Source organism: Pimelobacter simplex (genome assembly GCF_024662235.1).
Classification (GTDB): domain Bacteria; phylum Actinomycetota; class Actinomycetes; order Propionibacteriales; family Nocardioidaceae; genus Nocardioides.
The window spans coordinates 4,043,385-4,061,778 of record NZ_CP096276.1 but is presented as its reverse complement, the minus strand read 5'-3'; the positions used below and the strand labels follow the sequence as shown (position 1 = coordinate 4,061,778).

The 18,394-nt window shown below is 73.5% G+C and carries 17 protein-coding genes; 10 read left to right on the top strand and 7 right to left on the bottom strand.

All coding sequences use genetic code 11. The features are described from left to right. The first annotated feature begins 68 nt into the window (after positions 1-68). A complete protein-coding gene (locus M0M48_RS20040) occupies positions 69-1,532 on the top strand; it encodes an MFS transporter (protein WP_257754501.1) in 1,464 nt (487 codons plus the stop codon). On the opposite strand, the gene M0M48_RS20035 is transcribed toward M0M48_RS20040, so the two are convergent. Beyond that, on the bottom strand, positions 1,489-4,053 hold the full coding sequence (locus M0M48_RS20035; RefSeq protein WP_257752482.1) for a LuxR C-terminal-related transcriptional regulator: 2,565 nt from the start codon (positions 4,051-4,053) through the stop codon (positions 1,489-1,491). The genes M0M48_RS20040 and M0M48_RS20035 overlap by 44 nt on opposite strands. 58 nt (positions 4,054-4,111) lie before the next feature. After that, positions 4,112-4,474, bottom strand: a complete 363-nt coding sequence (locus M0M48_RS20030) for a hypothetical protein (RefSeq protein WP_215812850.1) — start codon at positions 4,472-4,474, stop codon at positions 4,112-4,114. Positions 4,475-4,565: 91 nt separating this feature from the next. Between M0M48_RS20030 and M0M48_RS20025 the strand changes: the two genes are divergently transcribed. Then, on the top strand, positions 4,566-5,459 hold the full coding sequence (locus M0M48_RS20025; RefSeq protein ID WP_257752481.1) for a hypothetical protein: 894 nt from the start codon (positions 4,566-4,568) through the stop codon (positions 5,457-5,459). Here the strand turns inward: M0M48_RS20025 and M0M48_RS20020 are convergent. Next, entirely contained in the window at positions 5,443-6,426 is a 984-nt protein-coding gene (locus tag M0M48_RS20020; protein WP_257752480.1) for a sulfotransferase family protein, read from the bottom strand. The genes M0M48_RS20025 and M0M48_RS20020 overlap by 17 nt on opposite strands. A gap of 117 nt (positions 6,427-6,543) precedes the next feature. Here M0M48_RS20020 and M0M48_RS20015 point away from each other — a divergent pair, with 117 nt between their 5' ends. After that, entirely contained in the window at positions 6,544-7,446 is a 903-nt protein-coding gene (locus tag M0M48_RS20015; protein WP_257752479.1) for a phosphoribosylaminoimidazolesuccinocarboxamide synthase, read from the top strand. A gap of 114 nt (positions 7,447-7,560) precedes the next feature. On the opposite strand, the gene M0M48_RS20010 is transcribed toward M0M48_RS20015, so the two are convergent. Continuing rightward, a complete protein-coding gene (locus tag M0M48_RS20010; protein WP_257752478.1) occupies positions 7,561-8,580 on the bottom strand; it encodes an RNA polymerase subunit sigma-70 in 1,020 nt (339 codons plus the stop codon). A 156-nt stretch (positions 8,581-8,736) separates the two neighbouring features. Between M0M48_RS20010 and M0M48_RS20005 the strand changes: the two genes are divergently transcribed. The 4 genes from M0M48_RS20005 (at position 8,737) to M0M48_RS19990 (ending at position 13,255) form a co-directional block, all read left to right on the top strand. Then, entirely contained in the window at positions 8,737-10,293 is a 1,557-nt protein-coding gene (locus tag M0M48_RS20005; RefSeq protein WP_257752477.1) for a long-chain-fatty-acid--CoA ligase, read from the top strand. Between the two features lie 88 nt (positions 10,294-10,381). Further along, positions 10,382-10,768 (top strand): hypothetical protein, encoded by a 387-nt coding sequence (locus tag M0M48_RS20000; RefSeq protein WP_257752476.1) that lies wholly within the window; start codon positions 10,382-10,384, stop codon positions 10,766-10,768. Further along, positions 10,768-12,558 (top strand): M91 family zinc metallopeptidase, encoded by a 1,791-nt coding sequence (locus M0M48_RS19995; protein WP_257752475.1) that lies wholly within the window; start codon positions 10,768-10,770, stop codon positions 12,556-12,558. Before M0M48_RS20000 ends, M0M48_RS19995 begins: the two co-directional genes overlap by 1 nt. Next, a complete protein-coding gene (locus tag M0M48_RS19990) occupies positions 12,545-13,255 on the top strand; it encodes a hypothetical protein (protein WP_257752474.1) in 711 nt (236 codons plus the stop codon). The genes M0M48_RS19995 and M0M48_RS19990 overlap by 14 nt, the downstream gene beginning before the upstream one ends. 12 nt (positions 13,256-13,267) lie before the next feature. Here the strand turns inward: M0M48_RS19990 and M0M48_RS19985 are convergent, their stop codons facing one another. Next, positions 13,268-13,774 (bottom strand): general stress protein, encoded by a 507-nt coding sequence (locus M0M48_RS19985; RefSeq protein ID WP_215812859.1) that lies wholly within the window; start codon positions 13,772-13,774, stop codon positions 13,268-13,270. 78 nt (positions 13,775-13,852) lie between these two features. Here M0M48_RS19985 and purS point away from each other — a divergent pair, with 78 nt between their 5' ends. Both purS and purQ read left to right on the top strand, forming a co-directional pair. Next, a complete protein-coding gene (gene purS / locus M0M48_RS19980) occupies positions 13,853-14,098 on the top strand; it encodes a phosphoribosylformylglycinamidine synthase subunit PurS (protein WP_215812860.1) in 246 nt (81 codons plus the stop codon). After that, positions 14,095-14,763 carry a phosphoribosylformylglycinamidine synthase subunit PurQ gene (purQ, locus tag M0M48_RS19975; RefSeq protein ID WP_257752473.1) on the top strand — a complete coding sequence of 223 codons (669 nt, stop codon included), beginning with the start codon at positions 14,095-14,097 and terminating at the stop codon, positions 14,761-14,763. The genes purS and purQ overlap by 4 nt, the downstream gene beginning before the upstream one ends. Before the next feature lie 220 nt (positions 14,764-14,983). On the opposite strand, the gene codB is transcribed toward purQ, so the two are convergent. Together codB and M0M48_RS19965 are read right to left on the bottom strand one after the other, a co-directional pair. Further along, entirely contained in the window at positions 14,984-16,276 is a 1,293-nt protein-coding gene (codB, locus tag M0M48_RS19970) for a cytosine permease (protein ID WP_257752472.1), read from the bottom strand. After that, a complete protein-coding gene (locus M0M48_RS19965; protein WP_257752471.1) occupies positions 16,273-16,731 on the bottom strand; it encodes a nucleoside deaminase in 459 nt (152 codons plus the stop codon). Before M0M48_RS19965 ends, codB begins: the two co-directional genes overlap by 4 nt. A gap of 127 nt (positions 16,732-16,858) precedes the next feature. Between M0M48_RS19965 and M0M48_RS19960 the strand changes: the two genes are divergently transcribed. Continuing rightward, complete coding sequence (locus M0M48_RS19960) at positions 16,859-18,394, top strand: PucR family transcriptional regulator (protein WP_257752470.1); 1,536 nt, start codon at positions 16,859-16,861, stop codon at positions 18,392-18,394.

Genomic DNA, 18,394 nt, shown 5'->3' with positions numbered 1-18,394 from the left:
TTTCGTTCCGAGGGCCGGACGACATGCACCGGCGGATTCAGCGAACCCCCACCATGAGTGCTGTGACAATGCTCCGTCGCGGATGTCGCCCGCCGCGTCACCCGCTCCTCGCCGTCATCGCGCTGCTCGCCGCGGTCGAGGTCGCGAGCGGCGTGATCCAGGGCTACTACGGCCCGGTGCTGGTCGACATCGCCCACGACCTCGACGTCCGGTACGCCGACCTGAACTGGCTCGAGGCCGCCCAGCTGATCTTTTCCGCGCTGGTCGTGCCCCCGCTGGCCCGGCTGGGCGACATGGTCGGGCACCGGCGGGTGCTCATCGGCGCGACCGCCGTCGTGGCGGTGGCGACCTGGGGGATCGCACTGGCGCCGACCTTCCCGGTGATGCTGGTCGCCTGGACTCTCCAGGGCACCTACGTCGTGTGGCTGCCGATCGAGGTCGCGGTGATCCACCGGCGCACGGCAGGCCGTCCCGACCAGGGCCGGGTCACCCGCCGGGTGGCGGCGATCCTGGTGGCCACGCTGGAGCTGTCGGTGATCGTGGCCGCGCTGCTCGCCGGGCAGCTGGCAGAGCGGGTCTCGCTCACCACCATGCTGGTCCTGCCGGCGGTCGTGGTGACGCTGTGCCTCCCGCTGCTCCTGCTGCTGGAGGACCTCCCGGGCCTGCCCGGCGGCGGTCGCTTCGACTGGGGCGGGCTCGGCCTGATGGCGCTCGCCGTCCTGGCCGTCCTCGGTGGTCTCGTGCTCATCCGCCTCGACGGCGTGACCTCGGTGCCGGCGTGGCTGCTGGTCGCGCTCGGCCTCGCGTTGCTGGTGCCCTGGTGGCGCTACGAGGCCGGCCACGCCGACCCGATGGTCGACGTCCGGCTGCTCACCCACCCCGCGCAGTGGAGCGTCCAGGCCACGGCGTTCCTCGTCGGCATGTCGCTGCTCGGCGCGCAGGTGCCGCTGTCGACGTACTTCCGCAGCGACCCGGCGGTGCACGGCTACGGCTTCGGCCTCACCGCGGCGCAGGGCTCGGCCCGGGTCGCGTTCTACGTCGCCTGCCTGGCGATCGGCGCGCTGACCCTGGGGCCGATCAGCCGCTGGCTCGGTGCCCGGCGCGCGATGGTCGCGGGCTGCCTCGTCTACGCCGCCGGGTACGCCGCCTGGCTGCCCCTGCACGCCGACCCCGGCGCGGCGTGGGGCGTGATGGCGGTGATCGGTCTCGGCACCGGCGGCCTGGTCGCGGCGATCCCCGCCGCGGCGGCCGCGGTCGCGCCGCCCGGCCGGGTCGGCTCGGCGACCGGGCTCACCAACGCCAGCAAGACGATCGGCGGCGGCCTCGCGTCGTCCGTCTTCGCGATCTGCCTGGCGAGCACGGGCTCGCTCAAGGTGAGCGGCGGCAGCCTCGGCGGCTACTACGCGGTGTGGACGATCTGCGCGGTCTCCGGCCTGCTCGCGGCGCTGGTCCTCGCCCTGACGGCACGCCGCAGCGAGACCGCGACGCTCAGCGCGGAGCCAGCAGGTCCAGCTCGATCGCCTTCTCGATGACCGCGTCGCGGGAGTTGACCCCGAGCTTGCGGTAGATCCGCTGCAGGTGGGTCTTCACCGTGTTCTCGGTGACGTGCAGCGCGGCGGCGGCCGCGGCCCGGGTCGGGTGGTGGGCCAGGGCGGAGATCACCACGCGCTCCTGCGGGGTCAGCGAGGCGGCGAGGGTCTCGCTGGTGATGGCGTCCGGCACCGGACCGGCCAGGTAGTCGCGCAGCCCCGCGTCGCCGCGCTCGGCGGCGAGGGCGCGCAGCGCGACCAGGTCGCTCGCGGGCAGGTACATCAGGTGGGCCCGCGCGCCGCCCGGGCCGACCAGGGCGAGCACCCGGTCGAGCAGTGCCGCGGCCGTGTCGGGCAGGCCGGTGCGCAGCGCCGCGGCGGCACCGATGGTGAGCGTCGCCGCGAGCGAGCGGGTCGTGTGACCGGGCCGGGTCTCGAGCCGGGGCAGCGCCGCCAGCGCCTCGGCCGGCTCCCCGGCGAGCAGCCGGGCGAGCGTCACCGCGGGCGCGACCTGGCCGCTGTAGCGGGAGCGGAGCCGGAGCAGCGGCCCGGCCTTGGTCCGGTTGCCGGCGGCCAGCCAGAGCACCGCGAGCGCCCCCCGTACGGCGGCCGCGCCCATGCTGTCGGTCATCCCCGGCGGTGCGGGCGTGCGGGCGAGCGCGGCCTCGACCCGGTGCGCCTCGGTGGCCGCGTGGCCCAGCCCGAGCCGCGCGTGCATCAGCGTCCAGGTGACGAAGGGCCAGAACTCGGAGGTCGTCGCGAACGCGCAGCCGTCGTACTCGGCGACGGAGGCCTCCAGCTCGAAGTCGTCGAGCAGCAGCGCCGCCTGCCCGATCCGGCCCAGTGCGTTGCTGTAGGTCCGGGTCTGGCCGGGGCGCCAGGCCTCCGGGTCGACGTGGCCGCGCGCGGCGCGGGCGTCCGCGGAACGCCCGTCGAGCGCGTTGAACCCGACGACGTAGACGGCCGTGTGGTTGAGCGACTCGGGCCGGGTGCTCATCGCGATGGCGCGCAGGGCGGACGCGCGGGCCGCGTCGACCTGCCCGTCCTGGAACAGCGAGTACGCCAGGTGGCGCAGCAGTGTGGCGCCGAGGTCGGCGACGTGGTGCTGCTCCCCGTCGGGGATCGTGTCGAAGTAGGCGAGCGCCTGGTGGGCCGCGCGGGCGGACTCGTCGAAGCGGCCGAGCACCCGCAGGCTCGCGACCTTGGCGGTGTGGCCCATGAGCACCTCGCCGGGGCCCATCTCGGGCAGCCGCGGTCCGGTCCATGCGGCGGGGATGCGGAAGAACTCCGCCGCGGCGCCCAGCAGGGCGGGGTTGCGGTGGCACGCGAGGCCGCGGCCGAGGGCCAGCGCGGGGTACTGGGTGAGCGCGCTGCGCGGCACCGACGCGAGGTGCCGGTCGAAGCGGCCGGTGGTGATCGTGTCGGGGTCGCTGGCGACCAGCGCGGCGTAGACCCGGCCCGCGAAGTCGTACTGGCGGGCGGCGACGGCGACCTCGAAGGCGGTCTCGAAGTTGCCGTTGCGGTGCAGCCAGGTCGCGGCGAGCAACGCGGCGCGCGCCTGCTGGGCGGCGGGGAGGCGCGCGGCGTCGGCGAGCATGGCGGTCCGCAGCGACTCGACGTACTGGAAGACCTGGCGGCCGGGGGCGAACGGGATCCAGCGGCCGAAGCCGTTCCACTCGAGCTCGGCGAGCGTCTCCTTGACGTCGGTGCTCCCGGTGAGGTCGAGCGCGAGGTCGGTGTCGAAGTACGGCGGCACGCAGGTCGCCAGCACGAAGTCGTAGGCCGCCCCGGCGCCGAGCTGGAGCCGCAGGTCGTCGGCGACCAGCGACTGCCAGTCGGGTGCGTCGGGTCCGGCGCCGGCGCGGCTCAGCGAGAGCATGCCCGCGCGCACGGCGAGCGGGAAGCCGTCGGTGACCGCGTGCAGCTCGGCGGCGCTCGCGGCGACCCCGGGCTCGCCGAAGGCGGTGAGCAGGTCGCGGGTCTCGGCCTCGGTGAAGGCGAGGTCGGCGGCGCCGAGCAGCTCGACGTCCCCGCGCAGCGTGCGCCCCGGCGCGGCCAGCCCGGTGGTGGTCCGGGTGGTGACGACCACCTTGAGCTCGGGGCACAGCTGGACCAGGCGGGTCAGGTCGGCGTCGACGGCGCCGGTGTCGTCGCGCAGCCGCTCGTGGGCGTCGACCACCAGCACCAGCGGGCCGCGTCCGGACAGCGCGCCGGCGACGACCGCGGGCAGGTCGTGGGTGCGCTCGACCTCGCCGATCAGGCCGGCGGCCTCGGCGACGGGCAGCACCCCGAGCCGGCCGGCGTTGGTGAGGACGGTCTGCCAGAAGCTCGCGCGGCGGACGTGGTCGGTCTCGAGGGTCGCCCAGACGACGGTCCCGGGGGCGCGCGAGGCGACCCAGCAGCGGACCAGGCTGGTCTTGCCCGAGCCGCTCGGCGCCGACAGGACGGCGATCCGCGGCTCGTCCGGGTCCAGGCGGGCGTGCAGCCGGGGACGGGTGAGCAGGACGGGCCCCATCGCCGTCATCAGAGTCGCCCCCTTTCCGAGGGGACTCTAGTGCCCCGAGCGCCGCTCGGGAGCGGAATCAGGCGCGGGCGTCCCCGCCCCAGTTGGCGAGCTTGACCGCGATGTCGTGGAGCCGCTCGGCGCCGACGCCCGGGGCCTCGAACGCGAGCTGGACGTACTCGCCCGTCGTCCGGCCGAGGGTGACCTTGCCGGCGTCGGGGAGGTTCTCGATGATCCGGATCAGGCGGTTGCCGATCCGGCCCAGCTGCGAGGCGTGCTCGTCGGAGAGCTGGCCGAACGCCTCGGGGTCGCGGTGGTGGAGGGTCAGCCCGAGCCGGTCGCCGGCGTCGTGGCGGGCGAGGACCCAGATCTCGTCTTCCCAGACCACCTGGTCGGGGGCGAAGGACGTGCTGTCGGTGAGCGGCTGCGCGGGCTCCGTCATGGCGTCATGCTGCCACTCGTGCTCGGCGCGCTCGTCGCCGCCCCCGCTCTCCCATCAAAGTCGATCGATCTTGTGAAGTATGATCGCGGACATGAGCCTCGGTGCCGTGACCGTCCCGACGTACGACGACCCGCGGGTCGTCGTCCCCGCTCCCGCCGCGGGGGCCGGCAACTGGGCCGGTGCGGCGAGCGCGGTCCTCGTCGACGGCGTCTACTGGCTGACCTACCGGGTGCGCCGTCCGCTGAGCGAGGGGCGCGGCGTCACGGTCGTGGTCGCCCGCTCCGACGACGGCGAGCGGTTCGCGCCGGTCGCCGAGGTGCACCGCGACGCCTTCGGCTGCGAGTCGTTCGAGCGCCCGGTGCTCGTGCCCGTGCCGGGCGTGGGCTGGCGCCTCTACCTCTCGTGCGCGACGCCCGGCTCGAAGCACTGGTGGGTCGACAGCCTCACCGCCGCCACGCCCGAGGAGCTGCCGCACGGCCGGCGCCAGGTGGTGCTGCCCGGCGACGACCTGGTCGCGGTCAAGGACCCCGTGGTCACCCACGGCCCGGACGGCTGGGAGATGTGGCTGTGCTGCCACCCCCTCGACGAGCCCGGTCACGAGGACCGGATGACCACCCGCCGGCTCACCAGCCCCGACGGCCTGACCTGGACCGACCGCGGCGTGGTGCTCGCCGGCCGCCCGGGGGAGTGGGACGCCCGCGGCGCCCGGGTCACCGCCGTCCTGCCGCGGGCCGAGGGTGCCCCCCTCACCGTCCTGTACGACGGCCGTCCCGACGCCGCGTCCAACTGGTTCGAGACGACCGGCGTGGCCACCTGGGACGGCCGCCGGCTCGTCGCGGTGGACGGCCCGCCGATCACCTCGCCCCACGGCGACGGGGCGTGGCGCTATGCCAGCGCGGTGCCGCTGCCGGACGGCCGGACCCGCTTCTACGTCGAGGCCGCGCGCTCCGACGGTGCCCACGACCTGGTCACGCTGGTGCGCTGAGCCCCGGGGCGGCGCCGCTCCGCTGCGCGAACGAGCCGCGGTCGCGGGTCGAGAGCCAGTCGGAGAAGTCCTCGCCGGTCAGCTCGCCGAGCAGCCCGATGTCGTCGGCGAACGCGGGCAGCAGCCGCTCCCGCTGGGCCGGGCTCAGCGAGGGCCGGTGGGCGTCGCGGGCCTGCAGGCGCGCGACCAGCGGCACGCTCGCCCGCCGCCAGACCTCGGGCGGCGCGAACTGCCCGGCCGCGGCGCCGGCGCGCACGACCGGGCCGAGCAGGCGCGGACGCCAGCCCGGGGCGACGTACGGACGGGAGTTGTCGCGGGGGATCGACGTCACCTGGCCCTCGCGGATGCCGAGGAAGCGGCAGGTCCGGTCGATCGTGGCGGCCGGGTGGTCCACGATGTCGCGGTAGCGGACGACGAGCACCCGCGCAGGCTCGACCAGCTTGAGCAGGTCGCGCAGCTGCTCGCCGTACAGGCCGAGGTCGCGGTAGTGCCAGAAGGGCGCGTAGCCGGCCGCGATCCGCTCGTCCTGGAGGGCGAACGCGGTCTCGAAGTCCGCCTCCGGCTCGAGACCGTCGGACCACAGGTGCATCCAGTTGCTGTAGGCGCGGTCGATCGGGTCGCGCACCACCGCGACGATCCGTACGCCGGGCAGCGCCTCGGCGATCCGGCGCTGGGCGCCGCGGTGCCAGAGGTAGAAGGGAGTGCTCTCGCCGCGGAGCGCGTCCGGGGGAGCGGGGCGGAAGAGGTCGGCGTACCGGTCGGGGTGCCAGATCCACTCCTGCTGCGAGTGCCGGTCGCCGGGCCCGCGCCAGTGCGGCGGCGGGGCGTCCTCGCAGAGCCAGAACTTCGGTTCCTTGGGGGTGGTCACGAAGACGTCGGGGTGCGCGGCGAGCGCGAGGTGGAGCGCGCTCGTGCCGGCCTTGGGCGCACCGACGAGCAGGAAGTCGGGCCGCGGCTCTCGGGTCATGGAGGTCCCCTCGCTCACAATGTCTGGTAAGTCAGTGTAGTTAAACAACATGAGAGCGCGCAACGATGCCGGACCGCGGCGGCGGGCCCGCGGCGACGGATCAATAGGCTGTGGTCCGTGACGCTCGCGAACATCCCGCCCGCACCCGAGCTGCCCGGCGCCCGCCACCTGCACTCCGGCAAGGTGCGCGACCTCTACGAGCTGACCGAGGGACCGCACACCGGCAAGCTCCTCATGGTCGCCAGCGACCGGCTCTCGATCTTCGACTTCGTGCTCGAGACGACGATCCCCGACAAGGGCGAGATCCTCACCCGGATGTCGCTGTGGTGGTTCGACCAGCTCGCCGACCTCGTCCCGAACCACGTCATCTCCACCGACGTCCCCGAGGCCGTCCGCGGCCGCGCCGTCATCTGCGAGCGCCTCGACATGTTCCCCGTCGAGTGCGTCGCCCGCGGCTACCTCACCGGCTCCGGCCTGCTCGACTACCGCGCCACCGGCGAGGTCTGCGGCATCGCCCTGCCCGCCGGCCTCGACGACGGCAGCCGCCTGGAGACGCCGATCTTCACCCCCGCCACCAAGGCCGACCTCGGCGACCACGACGAGAACGTCTCGTACGACGCCGTCGTGGCCACCGTCGGCGCCGACACCGCCGCCGCCCTGCGCGACCTGACCCTCCGGGTCTACAGCCGCGCCGAGGAGATCGCCCGCAGCAAGGGCATCCTGCTCGCCGACACCAAGTTCGAGTTCGGCGTCGCCCCCGGCGGCGACGGCACGATCGTGCTCGCCGACGAGGTCCTCACCCCCGACTCCTCGCGCTACTGGCCGGCCGACGACTGGCAGCCCGGGCGCGCGCAGCCGTCGTACGACAAGCAGATCGTGCGCAACTGGGCCCTCTCGCCCGAGAGCGGCTGGGTCAAGTCGTCCGGTGAGGCCCCGCCGCCGCTGCCGCCCGAGGTCGTCGAGCGGACCCGCTCGCGCTACCTCGAGGCCTACGAGCTGCTCACTGGCGAGCGCTTCTGAGCCGGAGGCTCCGGGCCAGCGCGACCGTGACCCGCACGAACCGCCGGGTGGGCTGAGCGCTCCACCGGCCCAGGGCCGCGACCACCGCCACGGCGCCGGTCCCGGCCGGCCCGCTCACGACGCGTCGCCGGGCTCGGCCTCCAGCCGCGCGGGCAGCCCGAGCCGCGGGAACTGCTCGTGGTCGAAGGTGGTGATCTCGGTGATCGCCCCGCCGGTGATCCGCAGGACGTCGATGGTCAGCGGCAGGTAGGCGCCCGCGTCCTCCTGCCACAGGTAGAAGGCGACGGCGGGCTGCCGGTTCACCCCCGTGGGGACGCCGCGCAGCCCGGTCATGCCGACGAACCCGCCGGAGACCCAGTCGGCCACCACCGCGTCGCGGCCGACCTGCACGCCCGGGGTGGGCGGCATCGAGCAGCGGACGTCGTCGCGCAGCATCGCGGCCAGGGTGTCGACGTCGGTGGCGACGCTGGCGTCGGTGTAGCGGCGGACCAGCTCCCGCGTCCGTACGTCGTCCGCTCTGGTGCCGCCCGTCCCGCCCGTGCCGCCCGACCAGTCCTGCCGCTCGGCGGGCAGGTGCTCGCGCAGCCCGGCCCGGGCGCGCTGCAGGGCGCTGTTGACCGAGTTGACCGAGTCGCCGAGGAACGCGCCGACGTCCTTGGCCGGCCAGCCGAGCACGTCGCGCAGGATCAGCACCGCCCGGGGCCGCGGGGCGAGGTGCTGGACGGCGGCCAGGTAGGCCAGCTCGACGGTCTCGCGGGCGAGGGCGACGGCCTCCGGCTCGTCCGCGTCGTCCGCGGAGAGCTCGTCGAGGAGCCGGTCCGGGTAGGGCTGCAGCCAGGTCACCTCGCCGCCCGACGCGGGCTCGGGACGGCGCTGGGCCAGCAGGTCCAGGCAGGCGTTGGTCGCGATCCGGTAGAGCCAGGCCCGGAAGGTCGCGCGTCCCTCGTAGGTCTCGCGCCGCCGCCAGGCCCGCAGGAAGGTCTCCTGCACGGTGTCCTCGGCGTCCTGGAACGAGCCGAGCATCCGGTAGCAGTGCACGTGCAGCTCGCGCCGGTGCCGCTCCGCCAGCCGCGTGAACGCCGCCTCGTCGATCTCGCTCATGGGGAGCACCTTGCCCTGCATCTCCACACTCATCACGTCCGCCTCTCCGTCGTTCGGGTGTCCTCTCGGACGTAGGACGGCGGGGGCCGCCGGAACTCATCACTCCTTGGTCCCGGGCACAGGGCCGAACGAGCGGCTCTGGTCCTGCGCACAGTGACCGTGCTCACGACCGGCCAGTAGTTTGTGCGCATGACGAACCTCGCCGAGTTCCTCGAGAACAGCGCCCAGAAGTTCCCCGACCGCACCGCGATCGTCTTCGGGGACACGCGCCTGAGCTACCCCCAGGTCAACGGGGCGGCCAACCAGGTCGCCAACCTGCTGGTCTCGCGGGGGATCAAGCCCGGTGACAAGGTGGCGCTGAGCTGCCCCAACCTGCCGTACTTCACGATCGTCTACTACGGCATCCTCAAGGCCGGCGCGACCGTCGTCCCGCTCAACGTGCTGCTCAAGGGCCGCGAGGTCGCCTACCACCTCGGTGACTCCGACGCGAAGGCCTACTTCGCCTTCCAGGGCACGCCGGACCTGCCCATCGGCGCCGAGGCGTACGACGGCTTCCAGGCCGCCGACGGCTGCGAGCACTTCTTCGTCATCACCGCCGACCCGACCGCGCCGTCGCCGATCGAGGGCACCGAGACGCTCGGCCAGGGCCTGGCCGGCCAGGCGCCGACCTTCGACACGGTCGCCGTCGACGACGACGACACCGCCGTCATCCTCTACACCTCGGGCACCACCGGCCAGCCCAAGGGCGCCGAGCTGCGGCACCGCAACATGCGCGACAACGCGCTCGCCGGCACCGACCTGTTCGGCGCCGACCCGGACCACCCGGACACCTACCTCTGCGTGCTGCCGCTGTTCCACTCGTTCGGCCAGACCGTCATCCAGAACGGCGCCTTCGCCTTCGGTGGCACCGTCGTGATGCTGCCGCGCTTCGAGGCCGCGCCCGCGCTGGGCCTGATGCTCAAGGAGAAGGTCTCCTTCTTCGCCGGCGTCCCCACGATGTACTGGGGCCTGCTCGGCGCGCTCGACGACACCGTCGACGTCAAGACGCTCGCCGAGAACCTCCGCGTCGCGGTGGCCGGCGGCGCCGCGCTGCCGGTCGAGGTGCACCACCAGTTCGAGGAGCGCTTCGGCGTCACCATCCTCGAGGGCTACGGCCTCTCCGAGACCTCGCCGGTCGCGAGCTTCTCGCGCCTGGGCGAGCCGGTCCGCGTCGGCTCCATCGGTACGCCGATCCCCGGCGTCGAGATGAAGCTCATCGACCCCGACAGCTGGGCCGAGATCACCGACCCCGACGGCATCGGCGAGATCGCCATCAAGGGCCACAACATCATGAAGGGCTACTACAAGCGGGCCGACGCCACGGCCGAGGCGATCGACGCCGAGGGCTGGTTCCGCTCCGGTGACCTCGGCAAGAAGGACGCCGACGGCTGGTACTACATCGTCGACCGGTCCAAGGACATGATCATCCGCGGTGGCTACAACGTCTACCCGCGCGAGATCGAGGAGGTCCTCCTCACCCACCCGGCCGTCTCGCTCGCCGCCGTGATCGGCGTCCCGCACGAGAGCCACGGCGAGGAGATCAAGGCGTTCGTCATCCTCAAGCCGGGTGCGGAGGCCGCCGCCGACGAGATCGTCGCGTGGGGCAAGGAGCAGATGGCGGCCTACAAGTACCCCCGCGTCGTCGAGATCGTCGAGGGCCTGCCGATGACCGCCACGGGCAAGATCCTCAAGCGCGAGCTGTCCTAGGACACCCCCGGCGCGCGGCGCTCGCGTTAGGTGAGGCAGGTGGGCGGGTAGGGGTCGGTCTCCGACCCATCCCCCTAGGAGGCCGCTCGTGGAGGTCCCCACCCGTCTCGCCGAGCTGGCGAGCACCTGCCTGACCGCGTCCCAGGACGTCGCCGACGCCTGGTCCGACGCGCTGACCGAGATCCAGGTCCCGTCCGGAGCCGCCGGCAACACCGTTGCCGGCGGCTCCGTGCTGTCCGCCCACGTCGCGGCGAGCAATGCCGCCGCGACCGGGATCGGCCGGCTGGTCGCCGTCCTCGAGGCGGACGTCGACGCGGTCTACCTGTGCGCCTTCGACTTCGCGAGCACCGACGAGACGGTGGCGCGCGGGCTGGAGGAGAAGAAGCCCGCGCCCACGCCCGAGCGCACCCCGTCGCCCGAGCCCGGGCCGGCGCCGACCCCGCCGCCGACGTCGACCCGGGCGCGGGTGGCGTGATGGCGGCCGGGATCTTCGACCTGCACGACCAGGTCGACGAGCTGGACGGCGCGGCCACCCAGTGGGCCGCTGTCGGTACGGCGCTCGGGGGTGCCGGCGACGACGTCACCTCCGGCGTGCAGTCGGTGCTGGACGCCGGCTGGGAGGGCGAGACGCGCGACTCGTTCGACGAGCACCGCCGGGCCCTGGTGACCGACCTCGACGCCGGCGGCGACCTCGCCGGTCTCGTCGCCCGGCACCTGACCCTCGCCGCCGGCTCGGTCCGGGTGGCGCAGGGCCGACTCGACGAGCAGTGGGCGAGCATCGTCACGGTGCCCCTGCACTACGGGCCGGGCGGCGAGATGACCTGGCTCCCGCGCGACGAGGCCGAGCAGAAGGCGGTCAACGACGCGATCGACCGGGCCGGCGAGATCCGTACCGCCCTCGACACCGCGCTCGACGAGGACCGCGCCGCCATCGCCGACACCGTCGCGAAGTGGGAGGCCCTCTCCGCCCGCTGGTACGGCGTCGCCCACGGCGCCGACCCGTTCGACCTCCCGCCCGACGCCGACGGCGTCGGCGCGATCACCGTCGGCGACCGCACGATCTTCAACACCGGCGCGGGCGACGACACCGTCACCATCACCGTCGACCCCGCGACCGGTGAGCAGGTCGTGACCATCAACGGGCAGGCCTACCGGGTGCCCGCGGGCCAGCACGTCGTCGTCCGGGTGGGCGAGGGCAACGACACCGTGACCGTCCCGCCGGGCACCCGGGTCGACGTCACGATCCTCGGCAGCGACGGCGACGACCGGATCCAGACCGGCGGCGGCCGCGACACCGTGCTCGGCGGCGCCGGTGACGACAACGTCGAGGGCGGTGCCGGCGACGACCGGATCTCCGGCGGATCCGGTCGCGACTACGTCGACGGCCAGGCCGGCGACGACCGGCTCTCCGGCGGCACCGGCGACGACACCGTCTACGGGCTCGACGGCGACGACCGGATCAGCGGCGGCGAGGGCTGGGACTACCTCGAGGGCGGGGCGGGCGAGGACCGTCTCGACGGCGGCGCCGGCGGCGACACGCTCTCGGGCGGCACCGGTGACGACACGATCTTCGGCGGCGCGGGGGACGACACGACCTACACGGGCAAGGGTGCGGACACCGTCCACGCCGGCACCGGCACCGACCGGACCTACGCCGAGGCGGGCGACGTCGTCCGCGGTGGGGAGAACCGGGTCACCGTCGAGCTCAAGGACGTGCCGAGCGAGATCCGGGTCGAGGGATCGCCGGAGTTCCAGGCACGCGTGCGCGCCGACCTCGAGCTGCTCGCGTCGTCCCCGGCCGGGCAGCGGATGCTCGACAACCTCGCCCACAACATCGACGACTCGGGCTTCCTCGGCTTCAACAAGGACACGCTCACCATCCGGGAGTACCGCAACCCCGCGGATCCCGACAACAGCACCGCCAGCCACGACGGGCACGGCAACTACGTCATCAACTACAACGTCGCGCTCGACCACCTCCGCACCGGCGGGGGCGGTGTCGACGGGCCGCCGATCGCGGTGCTCTACCACGAGTTCGCGCACGTCTACGACTACGCGAACGACACCCTGGCGCCCGGTGACTACCACGGTGACGACCCGGACAACCAGGGGACGCCGAACCGCGAGCGTGAGGCCGCCGGCCTGCCGATCGACCACGACGGCGACCCCGGCACTCCCGAGATCATCGACCCGGACCATCCCTACGAGCTGACCGAGAACGGGCTGCGCGAGGAGATGGGGGCGCCGCACCGTGACCACTACTGACGCCGGCCCGGGCCGGATCCGGGGCCGGGGCCGCCGGCCGGCCGGGGCCGCGGCGGCGGCCGGGCTGGGGCTAGGGCTGGTCCTGGCGCTGGTCCTGGGCCTGGCCGGGTGCGGGGACGACGGCGGGCGCGAGGACGATCCCGAGCCGGGGCCGAGCGCCGGCGTACCCGAGCCGCCCGAGCCGGCCGGGGGAGCACCGGCGCCGCCGACGACCTTCGACGTCGACCTCGCCGTGGTGCCCGGCGGTGGGGTGCGGGTGCGCGCGACGCTGCGCAACGACGGCTCCGACGAGCTCCTGGTCGTCGGCAGCCCCGAGCAGGCCTATGTCACCGGGCGCGGGGACGGCGTCCTGCTCTCCCAGCGGGTGTTCCCGTGGCCGGACGCCGAGGGCGTCGGCTGGGCCCAGGCGCCCCGGGTCGAGGTCACCCGGCTCGCCGCCGGCGAGGAGCTGCGCCGCGACCTGACCGTCCCGGAGCCCTTCGTGCGGGCGCACCCCTTCGGTGCGGACCTCGGCGACGGACCGGTCATGCTCCCGGAGAAGCCGCGCGAGGTGACCTACTGCCTCGGCGTGATCGCGCCGCCGTACCCGCCGGCGCTGGGGCTCGACCGGCGCGACGGTACGACGACCGTCGCCCACGGCAACGAGGCCTGGATGGTGCAGCACCAGCTCTGCTCCGACATCGTCAACCTCGGCTGAGGCGGGTCCGGCTCAGGCGAACGGGTTGGGCAGCGCGCCCGGCAGCTGGGCCAGCAGCTCGCGCGCCTGACCGGCCACCTTGTGCTCGACCAGCACCTCGTACCGGGTCGCGACCACCGAGCTGACTGAGGAGAAGTCGCGCTGCCCGCGGGTGAGCGCGTAGCCGGCCAGCGCGAAGACCAGTCCGAAGGCGACGCCCATGAGTCCCGTGGACAGGATGATCGCGAGCGTGCTTCCGGTACCGAAGAAGCTGAGCAGGATCCCGACGAACAGGCCGAACCACAGCCCGCTCATCGCGCCGCCCGCGGCCACCCGGCCGTAGGTGAGCCGGCCGGTGATCCGCTCGACCTGCTTGAGGTCGGTGCCGACGATCATGCAGTTCTGCACCGGGAAGTCCTGGTCGGAGAGGAAGTCGACGGTGCGCTGCGCGGTGGCGTAGTCGTCGTACACCGCGAGGGACTGGGGGAAGTCGAGCGTCAGCAGGGAACGGGCCGGACCGCCGGGTGTGGGGGTGCTCATGAGTCCAGTCTGCCCCGGTGGGGAACCGGGGACCACCTCGAATCGGCGGGGTGCCCGCGGCCCACTAGACTGCGGGCCGTGGCCCGAGTCGTCGTAGCTGTCATGCCGAAGCCCGAGATCCTCGACCCCCAGGGGAAGGCCGTCCAGGGCGCACTGCCCCGGCTGGGCTTCACCGGGGTCACCGACGTCCGTCAGGGCAAGCGCTTCGAGATCGAGCTCGAGGGCGAGGTCACCGACGCGGTGCTCGCCGAGGTCGAGAAGATGGCCGAGACCCTGCTCTCCAACCCGGTGATCGAGAACTACACCGTGAGCGTGGAGCAGTGAAGGTCGGAGTCGTCACCTTCCCCGGCTCCCTCGACGACGTCGACGCCCAGCGCGCCGTACGGATCGGGGGGAACGAGGCCGTCGCCCTCTGGCACGGCGACGCCGACCTCAAGGGCGTGGACGCGATCGTCCTCCCCGGCGGCTTCTCGTACGGCGACTACCTGCGCTGCGGCGCCATCTCCCGGTTCGCCCCGGTGATGGACAAGGTCGTCGAGGCCGCGAACGCCGGCATGCCCGTCCTGGGCATCTGCAACGGCTTCCAGATCCTCTGCGAGTCGCACCTCCTGCCCGGTGCCCTGATCCGCAACGACCACCGCAAGTTCGTCTGCCGCGACCAGCTGCTGCGCATCGAGAACAGCTCGACCCCCTGGACCTCCGCCTACACCCAGGGCCAGGAGATCCGGATCGTGCTCAAGAACGGCGAGGGCGGCTTCGTCGCCGACGCCGCCACCCTGGAGCGGATCGAGGGCGAGGGCCAGGTCGTCGCCCGCTACCTCGAGGTCAACCCCAACGGCTCGCTCAACGACATCGCCGGGGTGAGCAACGCACGGGGCAACGTGGTCGGTCTGATGCCGCACCCGGAGCACGCGGTCGAGGAGCTCACCGGGAGTGGGCTCGACGGGCTCGGCTTCTTCACCTCGCTCGTCGAGCGCACCTTCGCCTGACCCTGCCCCTGGCACGAAGTCAGCCGGTTGCTGGTCCGAAGTACGCCGGTTGCTGCACCGAGATCCGCGCTCGCACGAGCAATTCCCGCACTTCGCACCAGCGACCGGCGCACTTCGCACCAGCAACTGGCGCACTTCGTGCCGGCCTCGGACGCGACTCGGCCCCGAGCCAGCGCGGAGGATGCGCGGGCCCGGGGCCGAGTGGGTGCCGGCGGCTCCGTCAGGAGAGCCGGCGGTTGAGTCCGGCGCGGCCGACGGCGTACGAGCCCAGTGCGGCCAGTACGACGCCGATGACAGGAGGCACGCCGAACTCGGCCTCCTTCGCGATCCAGGCGATGCCGCTGGCGAACGCGTAGACCGCGAGGTTCGGGATGTTGAGGGCGGGCAGGCGCTCGCCCTCGGGCATGCCGCCACGGCGCCAGCGGGCGTAGTAGTCGCCGATGATGACGCCGCCGAGCGGCGGGATGAAGACGCCGAGGAGGACCAGGTAGTCCACCAGGTGGTTCTGTACGCCGACCAGTGCGAGCACCGTGCCGATGATCGAGCCGTAGATGACGAAGGGCGTCTTCTTGGGCTTCTCGAAGAGCTCGGCGCCCGCCACCCCGAAGGCGTACGCCGTGTCGGCGTTCGACTTCCACAGGTTGCCGAAGAGCAGCACCAGGCCCCAGGTGACCAGGCCGAGGTCGTAGAGCACGAGGACGAAGTCGCCCTGGCCGAAGGTCATCGCGCCGGTGGCGCCGAAGAAGATCATCAGGCCGTTGCCGACCAGGAAGCCGATCACGCAGGCGAGCAGGGCCTGGTTGCCCGAGCGGGCGAAGCGGGTCCAGTTGGGGGCCTGGGTGCCGGCGGAGACGAAGGTGCCGACGACGGTGGTGATGGCGACGGCGGTCGTCATGGTGGCGTTCGGCTGGACGTCGGCGAGGCCGGACCAGCCGCCGACCTCGTCGAGGGAGCGGAAGAGCACCCAGAAGGCGAGGATCAGGATGAGCGGGGTGGAGATGGCCGAGACCCAGTACATGCCGCGGTAGCCGTAGCAGGCGGTGAGGCACATGAGGACGCTCGTCGCGATCATGACGGCGGCCTTGGCCGCGCTCGAGTCCCACTCGAAGGCCTGGGCGGTGAGGTCGCCGATGGTGCCGATGACGACGCCGTACCAGCCGATCTGGGTGCCGCCGAGGAGGATCGAGCCGAGCTTGCTGCCGCGGTTGCCGAGGACGTAGCGGGCCATGACGACGGTGGTCAGGCCGGTGTTGGCGCCGATCCAGCCGAGCAGGGCGACGTACGTGCCGAGGACCAGGGAGCCGAGCAGGATGACGCGGAGCAGGTCGCCGAGGGCGAAGGCCGCGCCGAGCTGGGCGCCGGCGATCATCGTCGGGGTGAAGACGGTGAAGCCGAGCAGCACGATCGCCAGGGAGGCGAACGACTTGCGGGCGTGCCGGGGGACCGGCGTCACCGGGTAGTCGGGGTCGACGACCGGCTCGGTGCCGGCGACCTCCGAGGTGGGGGCACTCATGCTTCTTCCCCGATGTCCTCGGCCCACAGCTCGGGGCGCTCGCTCATCATCTTGTCCATGAGCGCGCGGCAGATCGGGTCGTCGACGATGTCGACGACGACGCCGCGCGAGCGCAGCCACTCCTCGGAGGCCTGGAAGCTGTGGTTCTCCCCGACGACGATGCGCGGGATGTCGTAGAGCACCGAGGTGCCCGCGCACATGAAGCAGGGGGAGAGGGTCGTGTAGAGCGTGCTCTTGCGATAGACCGAGGCCGGCAGCCGGCCGGCGTTCTCGATGCAGTCGGTCTCGCCGTGGCGGATGGCCGAGCCGAGCTGGATCCGGCGGTTGCGGCCCACGGCCAGCACCTGGCCGTCGTGGACGAGCGCGGCGCCGATCGGGATGCCGCCCTCCTCCCAGCCGAGCTGCGCCTGCTCGATCGCCAGGTCCAGGTAGCGGCGGTCGTCGTCGGTGATCATCCTGCGTCCTCCCAACGGGAAGTGGGGTCTACGTGTCGCCGATCACACCACCAGAGGCGGACCTGCCCGACAAGGGACATACTGTCCGGCATGAGGTGCATTCTGACTGACACCATGGACGGCTGACGTGGGCGCGAGCCTGGCCGAGGTGCTCTCGCTGCCGTCCTTCCGGGCCGCCGGGACCGAGGTCGTCCACGGGGACGTCGGCCGGGTCCAGGTGCGCTGGGTGCACTCCTCGGAGGTCTTCGAGATGGGCTCGCTGCTGGCCGGCGGCGAGGTGCTGCTGACCTCCGGGCTGGGCCTGCACGGACGCACCGCCGAGCACCTCGCGGCGTACGTCGACCAGCTCGCCGATGCCGGCGTCGCCGCGATCGGGCTCGAGGTCGGCCGGACGTTCTTCACCGTCCCCGACTCGATCCTGGAGGCCGTCCGGCGCCGGGACGTGCCGCTCCTGGTCTTCCACCGGGTGGTGCCCTTCGAGCGGATGGTCGAGGACTTCCACGAGCTGCTGGTACGCCGCAAGGTCGAGGCCGGCACCGGGGACGCCGGGTGGCGGGCGCTGACCCAGACCGTGATCGAGGGCCGGGGCCTGCGCGCCCTGCTCGACGAGACCTCCCGGCTGGCCGGGTGCGCGGTCGAGCTGCGCGACCCCGAGGGGCAGACCGTCGAGCGCAGCCGGATCGCGTCGGTCAGCGGCGAGGCCGGCGTCCAGGTGCAGGTACGCGGTGAGGCCGGTGTGCACGGCACCCTGCGCCTGCTCGGCGCGGAGACCTCGCACCGGGTCCGCGTCGCCGAGGCTGCCGGGATCGCGGTGGCGCTCGAGCTCGCCCGCGGCACCGGGGGAGGGCACCGGCCCGGCCTCGCCCAGTCGCTGGTCGCCGACCTCGCGGCGGGCGTGGTGGTCTCGCGCGCCGACGTCCTGCACCGGCTCGGTGACCTGGGCTGGCCGCCGCTGGAGGGGCGTCACCTCATCGTCGCCGCCGTCGAGGTCGACGCCGCCGTCCCGCTCACCGACGCGGCCTCCGCCACCGAGCAAGCCCTCCTGGACGACGGCCGCGCCGACCCCGCCGTGCTCGTCGGCACCAGCGGCGGGCACGTCGTCGTGGTGCACCGCGGGGGACGCCGGGCGGTGCCGGCCCAGGTCCGCGACGACCTCACCGCGGCGGCCGAGCGGATCGCCGCACGGCTGCCGGGCCGGGTCCTGCTCGGCGCGGCCACGCCGGTCGCGGACCCCGGTGACCTGTCCGCCGCGGTGGGGCGGGCACGCCAGGTGGTGCGCACCGCGCGGCGCTACGGCCGTCGTACCGGGGTCGTGATGGAGCGCGACGTCGCCCCGCACCGGCTGGTCACCCGGGCCATCGACCCGCAGGTGCTCAGCGACTTCGTGCACGAGCAGATCGGGCCGCTCATCGACCACGACCGCGAGCACCGCAGCGAGCTGCTGCGCACGCTCGACGCCTACCTGGCCTGCTCGCTGTCGAAGGCCCGGACCGCCGACCTGCTCGGGCTGCGCCGGCAGTCGCTCTACGACCGGCTGGCCCGGATCGAGCGACTGCTCGGCGTCTCGCTCGACGAGGCCGACCACCGCACCGGGCTGGGACTGGCCCTGCTCGGCTGGCGGATGCGGACCGGGCTCGATCCGCAGGTCGGCTTCGGCGGCTGA

What these genes read in the sequence shown, in the direction of transcription:
- M0M48_RS20040 (WP_257754501.1), top strand. Translation starts at nt 69, where the DNA reads ATGCTCCGTCGCGGATGTCGCCCGCCGCGTCACCCGCTCCTCGCCGTC.
- M0M48_RS20035 (WP_257752482.1), bottom strand. Translation starts at nt 4,053, where the DNA reads ATGACGGCGATGGGGCCCGTCCTGCTCACCCGTCCCCGGCTGCACGCC.
- M0M48_RS20030 (WP_215812850.1), bottom strand. Translation starts at nt 4,474, where the DNA reads ATGACGGAGCCCGCGCAGCCGCTCACCGACAGCACGTCCTTCGCCCCC.
- M0M48_RS20025 (WP_257752481.1), top strand. Translation starts at nt 4,566, where the DNA reads ATGAGCCTCGGTGCCGTGACCGTCCCGACGTACGACGACCCGCGGGTC.
- M0M48_RS20020 (WP_257752480.1), bottom strand. Translation starts at nt 6,426, where the DNA reads ATGACCCGAGAGCCGCGGCCCGACTTCCTGCTCGTCGGTGCGCCCAAG.
- M0M48_RS20010 (WP_257752478.1), bottom strand. Translation starts at nt 8,580, where the DNA reads ATGAGTGTGGAGATGCAGGGCAAGGTGCTCCCCATGAGCGAGATCGAC.
- M0M48_RS20005 (WP_257752477.1), top strand. Translation starts at nt 8,737, where the DNA reads ATGACGAACCTCGCCGAGTTCCTCGAGAACAGCGCCCAGAAGTTCCCC.
- M0M48_RS19995 (WP_257752475.1), top strand. Translation starts at nt 10,768, where the DNA reads ATGGCGGCCGGGATCTTCGACCTGCACGACCAGGTCGACGAGCTGGAC.
- M0M48_RS19985 (WP_215812859.1), bottom strand. Translation starts at nt 13,774, where the DNA reads ATGAGCACCCCCACACCCGGCGGTCCGGCCCGTTCCCTGCTGACGCTC.
- codB (WP_257752472.1), bottom strand. Translation starts at nt 16,276, where the DNA reads ATGAGTGCCCCCACCTCGGAGGTCGCCGGCACCGAGCCGGTCGTCGAC.
- M0M48_RS19965 (WP_257752471.1), bottom strand. Translation starts at nt 16,731, where the DNA reads ATGATCACCGACGACGACCGCCGCTACCTGGACCTGGCGATCGAGCAG.